General features: G+C 43.9%; 22 protein-coding genes. 10 read left to right on the top strand and 12 right to left on the bottom strand.

Annotated elements, in window-relative coordinates; all coding sequences use genetic code 11:
- The first annotated feature begins 253 nt into the window (after positions 1–253).
- The 4 genes from XZ46_RS15320 to XZ46_RS15305 are packed head-to-tail and all read left to right on the top strand — an operon-like array spanning position 254 to position 4,106.
- Complete coding sequence (locus XZ46_RS15320) at positions 254–1,153, top strand: hypothetical protein (protein ID WP_008048700.1); 900 nt, start codon at positions 254–256, stop codon at positions 1,151–1,153.
- 18 nt (positions 1,154–1,171) lie between these two features.
- A complete protein-coding gene (locus XZ46_RS15315) occupies positions 1,172–2,170 on the top strand; it encodes a hypothetical protein (protein ID WP_006624994.1) in 999 nt (332 codons plus the stop codon).
- Between the two features lie 53 nt (positions 2,171–2,223).
- The gene (locus XZ46_RS15310) at positions 2,224–3,150 is read left to right on the top strand and encodes a coiled-coil domain-containing protein (protein ID WP_006670646.1); all 927 of its coding nucleotides are present in this window, start codon (positions 2,224–2,226) and stop codon (positions 3,148–3,150) included.
- 59 nt (positions 3,151–3,209) lie between these two features.
- Positions 3,210–4,106 carry a coiled-coil domain-containing protein gene (locus XZ46_RS15305; RefSeq protein WP_006624996.1) on the top strand — a complete coding sequence of 299 codons (897 nt, stop codon included), beginning with the start codon at positions 3,210–3,212 and terminating at the stop codon, positions 4,104–4,106.
- A 39-nt stretch (positions 4,107–4,145) separates the two neighbouring features.
- Here the strand turns inward: XZ46_RS15305 and XZ46_RS15300 are convergent, their stop codons facing one another.
- Together XZ46_RS15300 and tmk are read right to left on the bottom strand one after the other, a co-directional pair.
- Positions 4,146–5,153, bottom strand: coding sequence for a DNA polymerase III subunit delta' (locus XZ46_RS15300; RefSeq protein ID WP_008048691.1), 1,008 nt, complete (start codon positions 5,151–5,153; stop codon positions 4,146–4,148).
- On the bottom strand, positions 5,140–5,835 hold the full coding sequence (gene tmk, locus XZ46_RS15295; RefSeq protein WP_006624998.1) for a dTMP kinase: 696 nt from the start codon (positions 5,833–5,835) through the stop codon (positions 5,140–5,142). Before tmk ends, XZ46_RS15300 begins: the two co-directional genes overlap by 14 nt.
- Positions 5,836–6,207: 372 nt before the next feature.
- On the opposite strand from tmk, the gene XZ46_RS15290 reads away from it, so the two are divergent.
- Positions 6,208–6,555, top strand: coding sequence for a hypothetical protein (locus tag XZ46_RS15290; RefSeq protein ID WP_048895116.1), 348 nt, complete (start codon positions 6,208–6,210; stop codon positions 6,553–6,555).
- 85 nt (positions 6,556–6,640) lie between these two features.
- Here the strand turns inward: XZ46_RS15290 and psbA are convergent, their stop codons facing one another.
- Together psbA and ggt are read right to left on the bottom strand one after the other, a co-directional pair.
- Positions 6,641–7,720 carry a photosystem II q(b) protein gene (gene psbA / locus XZ46_RS15285; protein ID WP_008048687.1) on the bottom strand — a complete coding sequence of 360 codons (1,080 nt, stop codon included), beginning with the start codon at positions 7,718–7,720 and terminating at the stop codon, positions 6,641–6,643.
- Positions 7,721–7,894: 174 nt separating this feature from the next.
- Positions 7,895–9,451 (bottom strand): gamma-glutamyltransferase, encoded by a 1,557-nt coding sequence (gene ggt, locus XZ46_RS15280; RefSeq protein WP_008048686.1) that lies wholly within the window; start codon positions 9,449–9,451, stop codon positions 7,895–7,897.
- A 168-nt stretch (positions 9,452–9,619) separates the two neighbouring features.
- On the opposite strand from ggt, the gene XZ46_RS15275 reads away from it, so the two are divergent.
- Together XZ46_RS15275 and XZ46_RS15270 are read left to right on the top strand one after the other, a co-directional pair.
- Positions 9,620–10,114: a DUF4168 domain-containing protein gene (locus XZ46_RS15275; protein ID WP_035759445.1), complete on the top strand. Its 495-nt coding sequence runs from the start codon at positions 9,620–9,622 to the stop codon at positions 10,112–10,114.
- A gap of 71 nt (positions 10,115–10,185) precedes the next feature.
- Positions 10,186–10,674 carry a DUF4168 domain-containing protein gene (locus tag XZ46_RS15270; RefSeq protein WP_008048685.1) on the top strand — a complete coding sequence of 163 codons (489 nt, stop codon included), beginning with the start codon at positions 10,186–10,188 and terminating at the stop codon, positions 10,672–10,674.
- Here the strand turns inward: XZ46_RS15270 and XZ46_RS15265 are convergent, their stop codons facing one another.
- Positions 10,675–11,460: a hypothetical protein gene (locus XZ46_RS15265; RefSeq protein ID WP_228116352.1), complete on the bottom strand. Its 786-nt coding sequence runs from the start codon at positions 11,458–11,460 to the stop codon at positions 10,675–10,677.
- 136 nt (positions 11,461–11,596) lie between these two features.
- Between XZ46_RS15265 and XZ46_RS15260 the strand changes: the two genes are divergently transcribed.
- Positions 11,597–12,454, top strand: coding sequence for a transporter substrate-binding domain-containing protein (locus XZ46_RS15260; RefSeq protein ID WP_008048683.1), 858 nt, complete (start codon positions 11,597–11,599; stop codon positions 12,452–12,454).
- A gap of 56 nt (positions 12,455–12,510) precedes the next feature.
- Here the strand turns inward: XZ46_RS15260 and XZ46_RS15255 are convergent, their stop codons facing one another.
- The 4 genes from XZ46_RS15255 to queF form a co-directional block, all read right to left on the bottom strand.
- Positions 12,511–13,059, bottom strand: coding sequence for a tetratricopeptide repeat protein (locus XZ46_RS15255; protein ID WP_008048682.1), 549 nt, complete (start codon positions 13,057–13,059; stop codon positions 12,511–12,513).
- A gap of 90 nt (positions 13,060–13,149) precedes the next feature.
- Positions 13,150–13,506 (bottom strand): 50S ribosomal protein L20, encoded by a 357-nt coding sequence (gene rplT / locus XZ46_RS15250; RefSeq protein ID WP_006617370.1) that lies wholly within the window; start codon positions 13,504–13,506, stop codon positions 13,150–13,152.
- 40 nt (positions 13,507–13,546) lie between these two features.
- Positions 13,547–13,744 (bottom strand): 50S ribosomal protein L35, encoded by a 198-nt coding sequence (gene rpmI / locus XZ46_RS15245; protein ID WP_006617369.1) that lies wholly within the window; start codon positions 13,742–13,744, stop codon positions 13,547–13,549.
- Positions 13,745–13,812: 68 nt separating this feature from the next.
- Complete coding sequence (gene queF, locus XZ46_RS15240) at positions 13,813–14,247, bottom strand: preQ(1) synthase (protein ID WP_035760159.1); 435 nt, start codon at positions 14,245–14,247, stop codon at positions 13,813–13,815.
- A gap of 144 nt (positions 14,248–14,391) precedes the next feature.
- On the opposite strand from queF, the gene XZ46_RS15235 reads away from it, so the two are divergent.
- Positions 14,392–14,976, top strand: a complete 585-nt coding sequence (locus tag XZ46_RS15235; RefSeq protein WP_008048676.1) for a hypothetical protein — start codon at positions 14,392–14,394, stop codon at positions 14,974–14,976.
- Positions 14,977–15,069: 93 nt separating this feature from the next.
- On the opposite strand, the gene speD is transcribed toward XZ46_RS15235, so the two are convergent.
- From speD to XZ46_RS15220, 3 genes are all read right to left on the bottom strand, one after another.
- The gene (gene speD, locus XZ46_RS15230) at positions 15,070–15,510 is read right to left on the bottom strand and encodes an adenosylmethionine decarboxylase (RefSeq protein ID WP_008048675.1); all 441 of its coding nucleotides are present in this window, start codon (positions 15,508–15,510) and stop codon (positions 15,070–15,072) included.
- Positions 15,511–15,714: 204 nt separating this feature from the next.
- Positions 15,715–16,770 carry a pentapeptide repeat-containing protein gene (locus tag XZ46_RS15225; protein ID WP_008048674.1) on the bottom strand — a complete coding sequence of 352 codons (1,056 nt, stop codon included), beginning with the start codon at positions 16,768–16,770 and terminating at the stop codon, positions 15,715–15,717.
- Positions 16,771–16,964: 194 nt separating this feature from the next.
- Positions 16,965–17,234 carry a hypothetical protein gene (locus tag XZ46_RS15220; protein ID WP_006625014.1) on the bottom strand — a complete coding sequence of 90 codons (270 nt, stop codon included), beginning with the start codon at positions 17,232–17,234 and terminating at the stop codon, positions 16,965–16,967.
- 337 nt (positions 17,235–17,571) lie between these two features.
- Here XZ46_RS15220 and XZ46_RS15215 point away from each other — a divergent pair, with 337 nt between their 5' ends.
- The gene (locus XZ46_RS15215) at positions 17,572–18,657 is read left to right on the top strand and encodes a glycoside hydrolase family 10-like protein (protein ID WP_008048673.1); all 1,086 of its coding nucleotides are present in this window, start codon (positions 17,572–17,574) and stop codon (positions 18,655–18,657) included.
- Positions 18,658–18,747 lie beyond the last annotated feature (90 nt).

Raw genomic sequence — 18,747 nt, 5'->3', positions numbered from 1 at the left:
TATAGGGTGTCCGCTCCCTGATTAAGTTAAGTTATCTGAATATATTATGATCGATTTTGCCTCCCTCGTCAATTCTAAAAAAAACCTAAATTTTCCGACCAAAACTCGATAAATATGGTAATGAAACAAACCCGCCCTGATTTATATAAAAAATTGTAACGTAATTGTGGGCATCTCAGTGTGAGTTAGCATATAATAAAAGCACGGCAATTTTCTCAACCCATCCCCATCATTAAATTGGGAGGACGTTAGTATGGCAGATATTGCAACCATTGAAGATTTAATCGAACAGAATGAGGCGAGAACCCAAGCCTTATCTGAAGAAGTAGATCGAGCTATGATCAGTGTCACTCTGGTTGAGCAGTTTCTGACAGCGATCGATAATAACTTAACCGTCGCTGGCGACACCGCTAAGGCTCAATTTGAAACGATGCTCGCTGCTCTCAACAGCACGGACGAAGCCATAGAGAGTGAACTAGAAACGGCGAAAGAAAACCTCAGCAGTCTCCAGGAAAAAATTAGCCAAGTTGATGAAAAAGTAGAATCTACTTTAGCGGAGATTAAAGCTAAGTTAGATGAGTTAAAAAGCCACGCAGCCGAGATATTATCAGATTTAGAGTCGGAGGCTGAGTCAACTAATTCGGGGTTATTGGAACTTTCCCAACAGGTGGAAACATCAGAGGCGGAAACCCAGACCCAAAGTGAAACTGCTAAAGCTAATGTGGAGGAATTTCGCAATAAAATAGAACAATTGCAGGAGGGTTTTAATAGTCAAAAAAACAGCCTTTTTGAGCAATTCGAGGCTTTACAAGGTGAAATTGAGGCTAAAATTGAACAAATTGCCTCGGATTTTGAGACATTGCGATCGGAAAGCAATAACCAAAAATCCGAGATGGAAAATGCCTTAGACACGGCTTCGGAAGACGCTATCAATACGATAACTAATAAATTTGTGGATGAGGCGAAAAGTCAGCTTTTAGGAAGTGCAGAATCTCTGAGTGAGGCTCTCAGTGCTTTAGGAGAAGCTGGAGAGAAATCCGAGGAAATGTTAGACGGACAATTGGGGGATATTATCGATAATATTAATAATGTGGTGGACGCGGTGCGACCGGTTTTAGATGTGTTGTCAAGAGTTAGAGATTTATTAGGTTAATTTTAGGGAGTTAAGACCATGGCGATCGCTGAAGATTTTGGTCAATCATTAGAAGAATCGGCTGAGAATTTAACCAACTTGTTAAATGTCTTAGATCAAGCCTATGATCAACTTGATCAACTCTGTGAACAATTGGAAGGGGAGAGTGACGACCTGGAAGAAACCCCAGAAATTGTCGAAACCTCATTTTCTAATTTGGTGGAAACCCTAGAAACTGAAGAGTCTAATGTTACCTCGGCTCAAGAGGAGTTGATTTCGGCCTTAGAAGAACTACTACAAAGTATTTCTGATGCTGAAGGTAGCCTAGATGAAACCTCAGCCAATATCGAAGAAAATTACAGCACATTTGAATCTGAGTTAGATAATGATATCGCGGAAATGGATGGGGATATGGATGAAACCAAATCCACATTTGAGGAACTCAAAGACAGCTTCGAGCAACTAACAGAAGCGATAAATCAAGCCATGGAAACCACTATCGGGGTGTTTGAAACCTTGGGTGATGCGATATCGGATCTTGAGGAACGAGTGACAACCAATCAGGAAGAAACAGAAGGTAATTTTGAGGGTTTAGTTACGGAAATTTCCGATAATCATAGGGACTCGTTAGAATCATTGTTGGGAAACTTTAGCCAATTTTTGGCTCAAGATAAATTATCAGAAATTACTGATGATTTTAGTAATTTTAAGGGGGTTTTGACGGATGTATATAACACCCTTGGTAGTCAAGCGGCGGCAGTAGCCGATAATCTTCAAGAAAGGGGAAGCGCAATTTTTGAGAATGTCAAAGATTATGCTGAGGACTCGCTCAAGGACAATTTAGAGGATTCCTTTAAAGATGCTATTGATGATGTGGTCTCGGATATGATTCAAGAGGTAGGAGAAAATATGGTTATGATGAAAGTGGGAGCGACCGTTACTTCATCACTAACTCCGATTTTACCGCAAATTGTAGCAGCTAAGGTCGCCACCGGAACTATCAAACAAGTTTTGAGTTTGGGAGGCATTTTATCTTGAGTTTGACGGTTGAATGCTGCTTGTGCTTATTCAAATATTAAGGAAAAGTGACAATGGAAGAAGTTTATAATTCTTTGGCTCAAATGTCTTCGGTAGCACCGGATAAATTAAATAGTTTAATTGGGGGAGCTACAGAAATTAAAGATGCGGTGCGTGTCCTCGAGTCTAATGTTGAAGAAAAACAGGGTTTAATTGAGGCTTTGATGGAGCAAATAGCTGATGCTTTGAATGAATTTCAGCAGGAGGTTGGGGAACAACAAACGGAAATAGAAAGTGAGGTTGAGGAAACTAATAATATTGCGGAAAGTTGGCAAGAAATTATCAGTGATGCTCAACAACAATTAAGCTCGGAAATGCAGACGGCTCAGGAAAAATTAATCGCTCTGAAAGAGGAGTTGGAGTCGGGTAATGATGAGATTAATAATGCGGGAGAAGAAGCACAAAATAGCCTGACTGAATTACAGGCAAAGTTGCAGGAGGGTCAACAGCGACTTCTGGATGCTCAAGAAAACCTGAGTGATGCTATTCAAGTTTTGCGAGATAAAATTGAGGAGGCAAAAAATAGCGCTCAGGAACAGGTAGAAGAGTTAAATGATCAGGTGAATGAGGCTGAGGAGGAAGTGAGCGATCGCCTGGAAGAAATGGGTAATAGTTTTACGGAAATTCAGGGAGAATTTGAAACTAAAATCGGTGAAATTACCAGTGACATTATTGAGTCAAAAATTGATGAATTACTGGATGAGTTACAGGAGAAAATCGAAACGGAGTTAAAAGAATTGACTGATTCTGCGGTGTCTGAGGTGAGAGAAACCCTTGACAACATAATGGATAAACTCAGGGGTGCGAAAGATGATGCGGCTAGTCATAGACAAGTAATTAGTCCGCTAATCGAACAGTTAGAGGACTTTATTCAACCTATGGAACTTTTAGTAGACTCGGTGCGAAATTTGGCGAGTAAAGTTGGGGTTTCTTTTGGTTAAATCACCCTAAATCTATGGGAATCAGCAGAATTTGATATTACGGAAATTAGGAGTTAGAAATGACTTTAGAACAAGCAGCCAATGAAGTGGTTTTAAAGATGACTCAATTTTTAGAAAAAATTGACTTGGAAGAGGACCGCATTGATAATTCTCGCCAACAGTTAGAAACGATAACGGAAGAAGTGGAAACTGACTGGTCAAGCCTACAAGAACGCGCTGAGGAACTGTTAGAAAAAATAGCGACCGGGAGGGAAGAGTTGGCGGCGGAACGGGAAGCGGTTAGTAATGAACTTGGGGAATTACGGTCAAAAATTGAAGCAGCACAGGAAGAAGTTAATCAAGAATTAGAAGAGACTCAAGCTGCTTTATCTGATTTTTATAACCGAGTTGAAGCGGTTACGCCAGAGTTGGTTGAGGTGATTAACCAGGTAGGAGAATCGTTTAATGCTCTGACGCAAAAGGCGGGGGAACTGAGTACAGAACAGGAACAAAACTTATCGGAAACTCAAGAGTTTATAGCTGAAGAGGTGAAAAGTGATATCGAAACTCACCAGTCAGAAATTGAGGAACGGAGTGGCGATTTTGAAACTTTTATCGGGACAACTATTCCTGAACTGAAAGATGTGTTGAGCGAATTTACGCAACAGGTTAATGAAATTGTTGAGGGGGTAACAGACAAGGTACAAAACTTACAGGAAGTGGCGGAAAAAACGGCTGAAGATACAATTGAGGAAATTACGGAATCTCAACAGGGTAGAATTGAGGAGTTGTTGGATGCTGCTAACCGTTTAAAGGATATGATGGAACAAATTAGTAATATCATCGACCAAACCAGTGATACGGTGGTGACGACTAAAGATACTATGGTTGATGCAGCAGATACTACTAGCACCGGTTTAAATGCGGCGATCGGTATTTTTGATGACCTCAAAAGTATTTTAGGAGGGATTTTGTAATTATTGATAACTGCTGCTGATGACTGGGTGAAATCATGGTTAAATATTGGCGATCGCCATTAGGGTACACTCCCAGACTAAGCGAGGTTGAACGTAAGCCAGCAGATGTTTTCTCGCCTGTTCTAACTGGTGAAGTAATCCGGGAATTGCTGGTAGACTATTGTTACCGTTAACCCCCGGATTATGGTATTGTTCCCAATAGGAATGTTGCAGATAATCCACTAACCATAACTGAGCCTGAGTGTCAAGAGAACGGCTAATTTCTGCGGCTAATTCGAGAGATTCTCGTAAACTTTGGGGGAGTTTTTTGACTTTGGTTAATAGTTCCGGTGGAATAGTTTGTAATTGTTCCCAACAGGCGATCGCTTGTCCGGGACTACCCTGCGCCATTGCCATGATCTCAGCATGACGGCAAATTTCACCATAACCCTTTTGAGTTAATATCTGAATTATATCAGTATTTGACAGTCTAAAAAAGGGGATTTTGGCACAGCGAGAAACCAAGGTAGATAACAATGAATCCACACTGGGAGCAATTAAAATTAACACGGATTTACCCGGTTCCTCTAGGGTTTTTAATAAACCATTAGCCGCTCCCTCAGCCATAGTTTCCGCCGCCTCTAAAACCACCACAGACCGCAGAGACTCCAAAGCTGGACGGCTGACAAACTGACTAATTTCTCGGACTTGATCAAGGCGAATTTGTGGCGGTGCGCGACGTTTGAGACCAGAGGCGGCGGCTTCGGCTGCTGACAGCAATTTTCCTTGGTGTAAATAGGTGGGTTCTACCCAAAGTAAATCGGGATGATTTCTCATCTTAACTCGATGTTTAATAGATTGTTTGTGTGCGTCTTCCTCGGATGAATTTAGCAGATTTTTGCGACCTTTCTGCAATAATAATTCAATAAAATATTGAGCGGCTAAACTACGACCTACTCCGGGTATCCCGACGAATAAATAAGCGGGAGCGATCCGATTTTGGGCAATAACTCGGCTCAGAAGTTCGATCGCTTGAGGTTGTCCAATTAAATCGCTAAACGCATCCATAATTATTTGAGATTAACCCCCATTCTAGGAGTTTTTGGTTGAGTATATTTTGGATTTGTTGGGTAACACGATCGCGATCGCCATTTCCATCAATAGGGACAATCCGCTGGGGATACATTTTGGCTAGAGTCGCAAATCCCTCAGCAACCCGATAGTGAAATTCTAGATCAGCCTGTTCAATGCGATCGACTTTTTTTCTAGCCTTAATCCGGGTCAGTCCTGCTTCTACAGGAACATTTAACCACAGAGTCAAGTCCGGTACAACACCCCCAGTCGCGATCTGGTTAATTTGATGAATTTGCTGCAAATCTAGTCCCCGACCATATCCCTGATAAGCTAGGGTAGAGTCGGTAAAGCGATCGCATAAAATAATCGTCCCCTGGTCTAACAGCGGTTTAATCAGAGTTTCGATATGTTGTGCGCGGTCCGCCGCATATAATAATAACTCACTGCGATCGCTCAGAGGTTCCCTGATATCATGGTGAAGTAGTAAATCCCGCAAATGCTGACCTAACTGGGTTCCCCCCGGTTCCCGCGTCACTTGAACCCCCCGTTGGTGGAGTTTCCCCCCGGAAGAATGGTTTAACGACAAGCGATCGGCTAACCACGGCTGAATTTGCTGTATTTGCGTAGTTTTACCGCATCCTTCTATACCTTCAAATACAATTAGTTTTCCCGCCATTTTTGTATTTAGAACCTCCCTAGATCTGATTCAGTCATCGCATATTATGGCAGTTTCGTTAATCAAAATCCGAAAATTTGAGCAAATCTGGTGGGGAGTTTTTACTAAGCCACACCCGAAGCGCTATAATAATCCCGGCTTAATGACCCATCTCTAGGGTTGTGTACCAGAAATGCCAGTATCTCTATCAGGGAACCATAAAAACAGTTAGTCAATATAGCACTACAGCTTGTTCACCAGTCGATTGCCCTCACCCTAAATCTGGATCCCAGAGAGGGAGAGGGACTTTGAGAGGTGATCAGATGATTTCTGAACAGGCTGTAACCTGCTTATTGGTATTAATTAAACTTGGAAATTATCGGGAGTTTTTCGATGGCTCGTTATACGGCTTTTTTTGTGATTGCTATCAATATTCAAGATGCCAGAGAAATATTAATAGATATTATGGAATCTTGCAACCTTGATCTGATTTATCAAACCCCCAGTTCACTTATTGCTAGGGAGGCGATCGGTCAAGTTTCCATATCTCAATTAGTCACCTTAGAGGTAGTATTTGATACAGCCACCTCCACAGACACAGAAATCAAAATGACTGTGGTTTTAAAAAATGAAGAATTACCCCTACAACCCGATAATCACTGTCGCCAAATGTTTGAATTGGTCAGCGAAATGATTATCAACCATCGCCAGTGGGTATTACTAGAAAGCATGACACTCTAGTCATTTTCATTTCAGTTAATTTGCACACAAAAAAGCGCCCCCCAATTCGGGAGACGCTTTTTTTTACATACAAATTAGCTACAAATTAGCCGATGTTAGGAGCAACTAAATTGACCGGTTTAGACTCAGTAGAAGCCAAATCTAACGGGAAGTTGTGAACGTTACGTTCGTGCATAGCTTCAATGCCTAAATTAGCGCGATTAATCACATCAGCCCAAGTATTCAGGACTTTACCCTGGGAATCTAAAACCGAGTGGTTAAAATTAAACCCATTCAGGTTGAAAGCAAAACAAGCTACTGCTAAAGATGCAAACCAGATGCCAACAACAGGCCATGCACCTAAGAAAAAGTGTAAAGCGCGACTGTTGTTAAAAGAAGCATACTGGAAAATCAAACGACCAAAGTAACCGTGAGCAGCTACAATGTTATAAGTTTCTTCTTCTTGTCCAAAGCGATAACCCCGGTTTTGGCTTTCAATTTCAGTGGTTTCACGTACTAAAGAAGATGTCACCAGAGAACCGTGCATAGCTGAGAAAAGAGCGCCACCAAAGACACCAGCTACTCCCAGCATATGGAAGGGGTGCATTAAAACATTATGCTCTGCTTGCAGCACTAACATAAAGTTAAATGTGCCAGAAATCCCCAGCGGTAAACCATCAGAAAAAGAACCTTGACCGATAGAATAAACTAACAGTACCGCCGTCGCAGCAGCTACAGGAGCGCTATAAGCAACAGCAATCCAAGGACGCATTCCTAACCGATAAGACAGTTCCCACTCACGACCCATATAGCAAAAAATGCCGATTAGGAAGTGGAAAACAATCAACTGGTAGGGGCCGCCGTTATAAAGCCATTCATCAATATTTGCCGCTTCCCAGATGGGATAAAAGTGCAACCCAATCGCATTAGAACTGGGTACAACAGCGGCGGTGATGATGTTATTGCCGTACAACAGAGAACCGGAAACGGGTTCGCGGATGCCGTCAATATCCACAGGAGGTGCAGCTACAAAAGCTAACACAAAACAGATGGTGGCAGTTAGCAAGGTAGGGATCATCACAATACCAAACCAACCTACATAAAGGCGGTTATTGGTAGATGTTACCCAAGTGCAAAACTGTTCCCAAACATTGAGATTTTCCCGTTGCTGTAAGGTAGTGGTCATATCAAATATGATTGCGTTATTGAGTTTTCGAGGTACATATCCGGTAGTTGTTTTTCTACCGTGTCTGTAATATCTCACACTTAACTCATATATGTCAAGCGTTTTATGACTATTTAGTTATATATTTAATCTGATAAAACTGATGATACCCATAACTTTTGCTTATAAATTGCCCTAAATCCCTAAACTCACGCCACTGCGTCGGATATCCCCAGTTCCTAAAATAGTCCCATCAGCATTAGTGGCGACTCCATTAACTCCACCAAAAAACATATTCCGTTCCCCCCATTGGACAATTTCGCTATGGTCCGCAAGTTGCAGATGATTAATCTCGGTTTGATTAAAACCGGGTTCGATATCAAAACGATAATTCTCCCAATGGACACGGGGACGATTAACGGCGGCGGCTAAGGACATCCCAAAATCGAGATAATTGGAGATTACTTGCAAAATGGCGGTGCGAATACGATTAGACCCGCCAGACCCGATCACCATCTCTAAACGATCGCCATCTAAAATCAAAGTAGGAGCCATCATCGAGGATAGTCGCACATTTTCCCGCCACTCGTGGAAGCCGTGGGGGTTCAAATCTTCCTCACCCAACATATTATTAATCATAATCCCGGTCCCCGGAATCATATAACCCGACCCCTCCCCGTTAGAAGTAGTAACACTAGCCGCATTCCCCTCACTATCCACAACACTAATATGAGTGGTACTCCCCCACTTATTCACGGTCTCCTGTAATTCTTGTAGATAGGGTTGTAGATGTTCTGGGGACAGGAACTCAGCAGCCATATTCTGTTCATGAAGGCGATCGTCAAACCCCTGTTTTCTAACAGTATTAGTTAATCTCATTACATCCGCTAACATACGGAGATGCCGACAACTACCAAACTCCAGATTAGCAACTTCAATTCCCGACAGCAGTTCCAACCCCAAGCCAATGAGCGTTCCCCCGGAACTCGGAGGCGGATTAGTCAAAATCTGTTTTCCCCGATAACCAATTCTTAACGGTTGGCGTTCAATCACCCGATACCGTCTCAAATCCTCCTCAGTTAAATAGCCACCCCCCTGCTGACAATCAGCCACCAATTGCCGAGCAATTTCCCCCTGATAAAACTCCTCAAATCCCTGTTGCACCAGATATTCCAGAGTATTCGCTAGATTTTTCATAACTATTCGTTCACCAGCTTGGAGAATCGAGCCTTGCGGAGCATAAATTTCCCGACCTTCCGGGGAACTCAATAAAATGGACGAGAGAATCGGGTTAAAAGTATAGGCTTGGAAAGTATTAATTTCTAAACCATTTCTAGCCAAATTAATCGCGGGTTCAGCCACTACCTTTAAAGGCAGTTTTCCTAGGGTCTGGTGAACCTTAAACACCCCAGCCGCCACACCCGGAACCGCCATAGAACCCAAACCAATATGAAATTCCTGAACACTGCCACCAAAATTGACATCAACCGGGTAAAAATCTACTTGACTTTTTGATTGTTTAATGCTTGGTGTTTGTGTAAAGAAATCAAATAAAATATTCTGATTGGTGTGGGTGTGAGCCAACAGGAAACCTCCCCCACCTAGGGAAGTTAACCCCGGTTCAGCCACACAAGCAGCCAGCATGGACGCGACGGCTGCATCAAAAGCATTACCCCCCAGGGGGAACATTGCTAACCCAGCCAGTGCGGTTTCTTGATGGCCGGCTGCGACGACACCATTTAGTTTCTGCATATTTGAGGAACTTCTGATCTACAAAATAATTCAAAATAATTATGCTGTGTTATAGCCTGATCCTGTTCGGATTCTTAGAATTATGGGGCAGGTGTTGGCTATGTCTAAATACAATTTCCCCTGAGTGAGGGGTGATTAATGCTTGTTGCTACTTGGAGACGCGGATATATGAATTCTTGGCTGGCTTCTGTCTATAATCCCATGAGCCGAAAAGGGTTACAAACACTTTTGGTCGGTATTTTCGCGGTGTTTGGAGTCCTTAGCGGAGTGGTCCCGGACTTGTTATCCCCTACAGGTCGGTCAGGGACTTTCGCTCACGCACAGCAAAGCCCTAATATTACTGATGATGAAATTCGCAATTATGCCCGTGCCGTTTTATTGATTGAACCTAGGCGCAAACAGGCCTATGATGAGATTAGGGGAATTGCAGGGGGTACGGTTCCAGAGGTGATCTGTAGCGATCGCCGTGGTATTAATAGCTTGAATCGAGATTTAAGGGCGATCGCCGTTAATTATTGCAATCTGGCTAAAGATTTTATTGAACAGCACAATCTAACCATTAATCGATTTAACGAGATTACTCGATTACAACAAGATAACCCACAACTGCAACGGCAAATTCAGGCAGAGTTACTTCGTCAACAGCGTAGTAACGGCAACTAATTCTATATTACTCCCCTAAGCATTTTAGGGGAATTTGTGTTATTTATTACCTTACGGAGTAAACAACTACTATGAAACTACTACATCCAGGGCATTTACATCGGCTACTAATTCAGTCCACTGCCATCACTATTTTATCTAGTGTCGGACTGGTGACGGGGTGGGTTCCTAATTTAACGGCTCCATCCCTAACCGCGAGTTTTAGCACCACCGCTAGAGCCGGAAATCCTACCTTTACTAATCAGGAGATTACCAGCTACGCTCAAGCAGCGATCGCGCTAGAATCCAGACGGCATCAGGCGGTTGAGGAAATTAAAAGAATTGTCGGACAAGTGCCGCGCATTGTCTGTGACGAGCCGACTAGCATTAATATGCTACCTGGAAATGCTCCCCAAATTGCGGTTAGCTACTGTGACCAAGCCAAACGCATTATTGAAAGCAAAGGATTAACTGTTAGTCGCTTTAATGAAATCACCCGCCATCAACAATCTGATAGCCGATTCCGAGAGCGCATTCAAGCGGAAATTCTCCGAATTATGCAATCTCCTGATGCACAATAGTTAGGAATTGGGGATTCTGCGACTGTGTTGTATTATCCCCATCAACAACTGATTGGCGATCGCATAAATTCCCCTCCATTCATCTCGGCGGATTTTGCGTAAATAAAACCAAGTCCCTCGATACAAATCGACCAAACGCCGACCGCGATACTCTTTTTGAATGCCACCCGGATCAAGTCGGATACCCTCAAGGCTATAGTTATTTAAGTTTAAGGGGTTGAGTTTAGTCAACCCTTCTTTCTCCGCAAATTCTTGATATGTTAAACCTTCGCGATTACATAACCTCGATTTCTCATCATCAATCCACTCACTCACCACCCAATTTTTACTCGCAAATAAAAACTCAGCCATATCTTTTGTTACCCCACAATATTTTAAACGAATCCCCACCGGAATTTCACCCCAGGGACCATGAACCCATATAAAATCGGGGTCAAAAAATGCTTTAAATGCTATCGGTTCCGCCCCATTTATGGTGATTTTTGCCACTCTACCCACCATCCCACAACCGATAATTTTCGCAGTGATATTTATCGATTTTTCCGATTCTTTATCAAGACAATTTATCCAAAAATTAACAGTAAAATTAGTGGTGTTAATCAGCCGGACATAAATTGCCAAGCCATCCAGAAACGCCCTAATTTCCGATACCCCCAAGCCTCTATCCGGGTCTAAATAAGAGGCGATCGGTTCCCCAAAGTATAACTTATTGGTACCCGTTTTTAGACAAAACTCCTGGCAGAGCTGATAAAATCTATAGGGTGAGATTAATTCAGTTTGTGCCATAACTATGATCGACCCTAACATCCCCTGATGACAGTTCAAAATCCCCACTCTCCCCTCTAATAATTCCTGGTTGAACACAGGGTAAGCTATATTTCTGAGTGAACTTCTGTTAACAAATGTCCACTACATTGATTTTATGAGAAATATCATCCGGGTTTTGCTGACCCTAACTCTGTGTAGCCTATTTCCCCTAAATGCGATCGCCGGAACCGTCCTCGAAGACATCAGAAGAACAGGTATTCTCAAAGCCGGAGTTAGACAAGATGCCGCTCCCTTGGGTTATCTGTCTCCAGAAACCGGAGAATGGGAAGGGTACTGTATCCAACTCATGGAACTTCTAGCTAGTCGCCTCACCCAACAACTACAACTTAATCAACCCGTCCAAGTCCAACTGCTACAGTCCACCCTCGAAAATCGGGAGTCTATCGTCGCTGATGGAACCGTCCACCTAGAATGTGGCCCCAACACTGTCACCCGCACCCCTCCACCTGGGATAGTCTATTCCGATCGCTTTATCGCCACAGGAAATCACCTATTAGTTGCCGCAGATAATCAAACCTTAATCAACCCAGATGGTGCCATGGAAAACATCATTATTGGTGTACTTCCTAACACCCTTACCCAGCGATTTATCAGCAGTCGTTATTCCCTAGCTCAAATCGTGCAATATCATGGCACATCAGGCCGCGCCGATGCCGTGCGCGATGTTCTTAATCGGGAAATCAACGCCTTCGCCAGTGATGGTTTATTGCTAATTGGGGAAGTGTTGCGCCAAGCAGATATTAACCCTCAAGACTATGCCATAATCCCCCAACAACCGCTAACCTGTGAGTTCTACGGCATGATCGTACCCGAAGGAGACATCGCCTGGTTAAATACCATCAACTCATTGATTTTAGTTGAGGAAACCCTGGAAATTCTCCAAAGTCTCTATGGTCGCGACTCCGCCTATGTCGTCACCACACAAGCCGCCTTAGAAAAGTGTACCCGTTAGCTAATGACTTAGCTTTCATCAACCCTCCTCTTCACCCAGGGGAGGGTCGGGGAATGTTATTGAGCAGTTTCCGAAGTGGGAATACCTAATCGTTTCCGTAAAGACTCAGCGCGACGTTTAGCAATTTGATTATTAGGTTCTAAACTCAGAGACTTTTCGTAGGCTTCTAAAGCCTGAGAAGTCAGCTTTTTGCGTTCGTAAGCATAACCTAGATTATTGCAAGCCGTCGCATATTCAGGAGTTAGCTTTAATGCTTCCTTATAATTACGAATCGCGATATCGTATTCTTCCTTAGCAAAGTGAGCATAACCCAAGGCATTATAAATCATGGCTATGTTCTCCGGCGACTCCTCTTCCTCTACTACTTTGAGAGCTTTTTGGAAAACAGCGATCGCCTGAGAATACAAATTTTTATCATTATAAATACAGCCTAATTGGTAATATTCCTGAGCTGTTCCTTTACCCTGAGAAAGCTCCTGTTGCAATTGCGACATCTTACTCTCAACTTCGCGAGTTCTGAAAATCTGACGCACAATAAAAAAGCCAGAACCCGACAAAAAAACCAGCAGTAATACCAGATAAACAACTGCGAGATTACTATCCATTTTTAATCTTAAATTACCAATTTTCTCCTACCTTGAAGAAGGATAGAATTATCTCCATCCTTCGTTCAAAGTTTACCAAGTGAAAATCCCCTAGGATTGAGCTTGAGCAGCTTTAGCGACCACTTTTTCAAAGGTATCTGGGTCAAGAACTGCCATTTCCGCCAGCATCTTGCGATTGATTTCAATGTCAGCTTTTTTCAAATTTCCCATCAGTTGACTATAACTGATGCCGTGAACTCTAGCAGCGGCATTAATCCGGGTAATCCACAGGCGGCGGAAGTCGCGCTTGCGTTTCTTTCTATCCCGATAGGCGTTACGCAGCGCCTGCATAACCCGCTGATTAGCAATTCGGAAATTTTTGGATTGAGAGCCGCGAAATCCTTTGGCAAGTTTCAGAATTTTTTTGCGACGTTTACGGGCAACATTACCACGTTTAACTCGTGTCATTGTTGTTTTTCCTTAAAATTGAGTTGATCGAACTATAACGTTACAAATACGGCATCATCAGACGCACGTTTTCAGCATCGCGCTCATCGACAATAGCCGTTTTTGACAAACGGCGCTTGCGAGTTGCACTTTTGTGTTGCAGCAGGTGACTCTTAAAAGCCTTGCGGCGTGCGAGTTTGCCGCTTCCCGTTACCTTAAAGCGCCTAGCGGCTGATTTACGAGTTTTGAGTTTGGGCATGAAATGGCTGGAATTCGACACAAGCTATAATTATAGCATTTGCTGGGATTCATGAGAAGGAAAATTGATTAACTTTCCGGATGTTGTTTATGATGATGCACCTCAACGACGGTGTGAACATTACCTCTGGGGTTAAAGTCGCCTTTGATGTGAACTGACAGGGGGTCACAGGCGGCTACAAAGTCATCAAGGATCTGGTTAACTGATTCCTCATGGGATATGTAGCGATCGCGATAACTGTTAATATAGAGCTTGATGGACTTTAACTCTACCACCGACTGATCAGGCACATAGGTTAAATCAATGGTGGCAAAATCTGGATATCCAGAAAACGGACACTTACAGGTAAACTCCGGTAACACTATGTTAATTTGATAGCTGCGTCCGGGTCGGGGATTGGGGAAGGTGATTAACTGTCCCTCAGTAATCTGTCTCTCACCATATTTAAGTTCTGTATTAGTAACCGATTCAGTCTCAGAGGATTTTACCTGGGAGTTACTCATATTCGCATCAACAATGAACAACCAATTGCGATCGCCCATTTCCTTGACTAAATGACCCGTGGTTGGTCTAATAGCAATATCATCAAGGCGATCGCCATTTAACTAATCCCGTTGATCATACCCCAAAGTTTATCCATAACAGCCATGTCAAATCCTATACAAAATTCTACAGCCTCCAACCCCACCCCACCCGAAGGCGGAAATAGTAGTTATTCACCCTCAGTCCCCATATCCCTATATCGAGAGGTGACAGCGGAATTACAGGGGTCTCAAAACCTAATCAATTCCCTGAGAACCCAAAATCAACAACTTCTCGAAGAAAATCAAAATTTGCGCCAAGAACTTAATCATGTAGTTCAGGCGGCCAATCAATTCTATCTAGCCGTTGAATCAGTCCAAGGGAAAAACCAGATCCCATCGATGGGAGTTCCCCCTGTCAATCCTAGCTTTAGTGTTAATCCCGTCTCGCCGCCACCGAACTTTTATGAACAGCCGACAACCGAGACTCCCCAACCAGATCTAGTCTTTCCCCCAACCAGCGACGGGCCAGACATCCCGCCGCCCCAATTTACCGAGGAACCAGAAGGACGACTGCGACCCGCATCAAGACCCGATAGGGCCGAATTAAGTGGGGTCTGGCTAATTGTTTCCATCGCCCTAATTGTAGTAGCCGCCTTTGGTATGGGCTATTGGGTAGTTCGTCCCCTGTTGCAGCAACAAGGGCGCTAATCGTTGATGAACCGGACAATCAGAGCCAAATCAGACCAAAATTCCACGATCGCAGATGACTAAAGATCGTGGAATTTTCTAGGTGGCGATCGTCTAACGACCAGCAAAACTGGTTTCTGGGAAAGCCGTCAAATTAGTGGCTGGTGAGGTTTCAGAAACACTAACCGAGGAAGTATCAAGACTGACTGAAGGTTCAAAACCGCGCTCAAACTCACGTCTATTGACCTCACCCGCTTGTAGTGCAGTTTCCAAATGTTCAGCAGCTTTGCGAGGATTACCACGGCCACAGAAAAACAGATCAGCCGCAAAATAGCCATACTCAGGCCAGGTGTGAATAGCAATGTGTGATTCAGCCAAGGTAGCTGTTGCCGTCACTCCGTGGGGGCTAAATTGATGCACACAAAAGTCAATCAGGGTCGCTTCTCCTGCGGTGACTGCATCGAGTATAGCAGTGCGGATACGTTCAGGGTCATTTAAAAGATATGCAGGACAATGCCAAGCGTCAATGACCAGATGGGTTCCCAATTGTTTCATGCTGCGCGGTTTTACCTCCACCCTTAAATGGTCTCAAACTTTTTCAGTCTATCACATCAGTTAAATTGCGATCGCACCATTACAAAATCCTGTCGTTCCCTCTTAATCCCTCTTAACTCTGAGATACGGCGATCGCCTAGGGGCGCGCCTGGGCAGTTCCCCGAAGCCGCCCCCGGACCTCTCCTCTAGGAGAAGGCGATCGAGCTATTGGTGGGTAGCCCCATTAGGAAGAATAGTTCCTTCCATAGTAGTATGATCCAAATTAGCCACACTCAAACTCGCCCCAATCAGATTCGCCTGATTCAGGTTAGCCCCCGCCAAATTCGCCCCCCGTAGTGAAGTCAGTAGCAGTCCAGCACCACAAAGATTAGCATCAGTCAGGTTAGCCAAGCGCAGATCAGCTTCTAACAAGTTAGCCCCCGCCAAATTCGCCCCCGTTAAATTCGCCCCCCGTAAATCAGCTTTACTGAGATTAGCCAACCGTAGATCAGCGGATTGTAACGTTAAGCCATTGAGGTTAGCCCCCGTCAAATTCGCCCCCGTCAAATTCGCCCCCGTCAAATTCGCGCCATTGAGGTTAGCCCCCGTCAAATTCGCCCCCGTCAAATTCGCCCCCGTCAAATTGGCAATACAGAAATTACTATTTTGTATAACTGACTCACTCAAATCAGCCCCCGTCAAATTCGCCCCACTCAAATTTCCTTGATTTAAGTGAACCCGGATCAGAGTAGCCCCCGTTAAATTCGCCCCACTCAAATCTATCTCACTAAGAATAGAGCGGTTTAAATTAGCTCCCGTCATGTGCGCCCCACTGAGAACAGATCGAGTCAGGGTCGCCCCAACCAAAATAGCATCAGTCAGTTGAGAACCATTCAGCAGACAAGTTCCAATCAAACTTGCTCCCGTGAGGTTAACCCCTGTTAAATTAACCTGAGACAAAATCGCCCCGCTCAAACTCGCCCCACTCAGGTCAGCTTGATGCAAAACTGTTTCCGTCATAGTAGCCCCGGTCAAATTCGCATCAATCAAAACCGCCATTGATAGATCCGCATAACTCAACTGAGATCTACTCAGGTTCGCACCAATCAAGCGGGTATGAACCATCAGGGCTTCTGACAAATTCGCCCCGCTCAAGTTGATCCGATTTAGGGTAACTTCATTGAAAATTGCTGCCACTAGGGAGATATCGCTAAAGTTTCGCTCCCCTTGGGCATATCGAGTTAAAAGTTTATTAACAGTAACCGTTTTAGGCTTGCTCATACAAAAGGAATAATTGACTAACTCTATTGGAATAGAAATTGAAAAGGGATATTTTCCATGAACTCCAACCGAAAAAGCTCATAGAATATGCGGGTGAACTGATGGTTAACAACAAAAAGATCTACTCGCCCCGGAGTCGATACCCACAGGCTACCTGCTGACCGCCTCAGAAGGCTTTAGCTAATTGCCCCCATTCAGCTTGTATCACCAGCCACCATCCCATAATGTTCCTGGGAAGCTAAAGATACTAGGACTAAATCAAGGTGCCAGGGTTCGGAAGTCTTAGATGACAGGAGAAGATATACTCGCCAAAACTGATCCCCATCGTGGTGGTTATGGGGATAGGCGATCGCCTCAATAATCCAGGATTTGATGATTTTAGCTAACAACACATTTGGCTGATGATTGGGAAAACCCTTAACCCATCGCCAACCTACAGCGGACGGATCCCTTGCAACTCCCATAAAGTGTGTATTCCTTACCCCAATACCCAGGTCAAACTCTGATTTAACCTAAGACAGGAGCACCCATCTGGGGAATTAGTCGATTTATGCTATTAACTTTGATGCAGCAGCAGCCAGAACATTTAGGACATCCACTGTCCTGAAACCTGGGAGGTGGACTCTTTTGAACCCCTATTCCCTGTTCCCTATTTCCTGTTTGCTGCTATACATTGTTAAAATTCCCCCTTAACTAAAGATAATAGCTGAGGGATATACTGAGCAAGACTGCCCTCAAATCAATTTGAGAAATGGGGAATAGTCTACGGATTGGCGGGTTCATTCCCCGAAAATCCTCAATATGAAAACCAAGTTACTGGCAACCGGAGGGACTATGGAAGTTCGTGGGATTTGGCTAACTACTACCGATAGCAGGGTTCTCTACTCTAGGGCGACTATTGCTGAAGCAATGGACTTTTTAGCCGACACAGGCTTTAATGTCGTGTTTCCAGTGGTTTGGAATAAAGGGGTTACTCTCTATAAATCTCAGGTGATGAGCCAAAAATTTGGCGTTGAGATTGATTTTTATGTTCGCGGACGTGACCCTCTCGCCGAAGTGATTGAGGAAGCCCATCGCGTCGGACTCAAGGTGATACCCTGGTTTGAGTATGGGTTTGCTAGTTCCTATCAACAGAATGGGGGCCGCATCCTTAACCAAAAACCTAACTGGTCGGCGATTAATTCGCAGGGGGGTATGGTGGTGAAAAATGGCTTTGAGTGGATGAATGCCTTTGATAGCGAAGTTCAGGACTTTATTATGAGTCTGATTTTGGAGGTCGTCCGTAAATATAATATTGATGGCATTCAAGGCGATGATAGACTCCCCGCCTTACCTTCGGAAGGGGGATATGATCAGCAAACGGTGCAGCGTTATGTCAAAGAGTTTGGCCGTCAACCTCCCCTACATCATAAGGACTCTCAATGGCTACAGTGGCGCGCTAATATTCTCACCGATTTTCTGGCGCGGATTAAACGAGAGGTTAAGGCTATTAAACCCAATTTGATTGTTTCTATGTCTCCTAGTGTTTATAGTTGGGGATTAAATGAATACCTCCAGGATTATATTGCTTGGATTGACCGCGATTTGGTAGATATGATTCACCCGCAACTTTACCGCCGCAATTTTTGGAGTTATAAGGGGTTGGTTGATCAGTTGGTTGATGTTCAATTCCGAGATTGGCAATTGCCTAAATTGTCCCCAGGAGTTTTGATTAAAGTGGGGTCCTACCGAATTAGTGCCGATGAACTTTTAAAGTCTATTGACTACAACCGACATCGCGGCGTGAAAGGGGAGGTTTTATTCTTTTATGAAGGACTCCGGGAAAATAATGATGAGTTGGCTAAAGCACTCCGCCGAGGACCTTATGCTACTCGGGCTCGTTTATAGATGATATTGACTTAAAAAAACTGGCTATTTTCAGCAGAGATGACGCGATTTTGTGACGGCTTATTATGGGGATATTTAACCATAATTAAA

The sequence above is a fragment of the Limnospira indica PCC 8005 genome (genome assembly GCF_000973065.1).
Taxonomy (GTDB): Bacteria; Cyanobacteriota; Cyanobacteriia; order Cyanobacteriales; family Microcoleaceae; genus Limnospira; species Limnospira fusiformis.
This window is presented reverse-complemented; position numbering and strand designations above follow the sequence as displayed.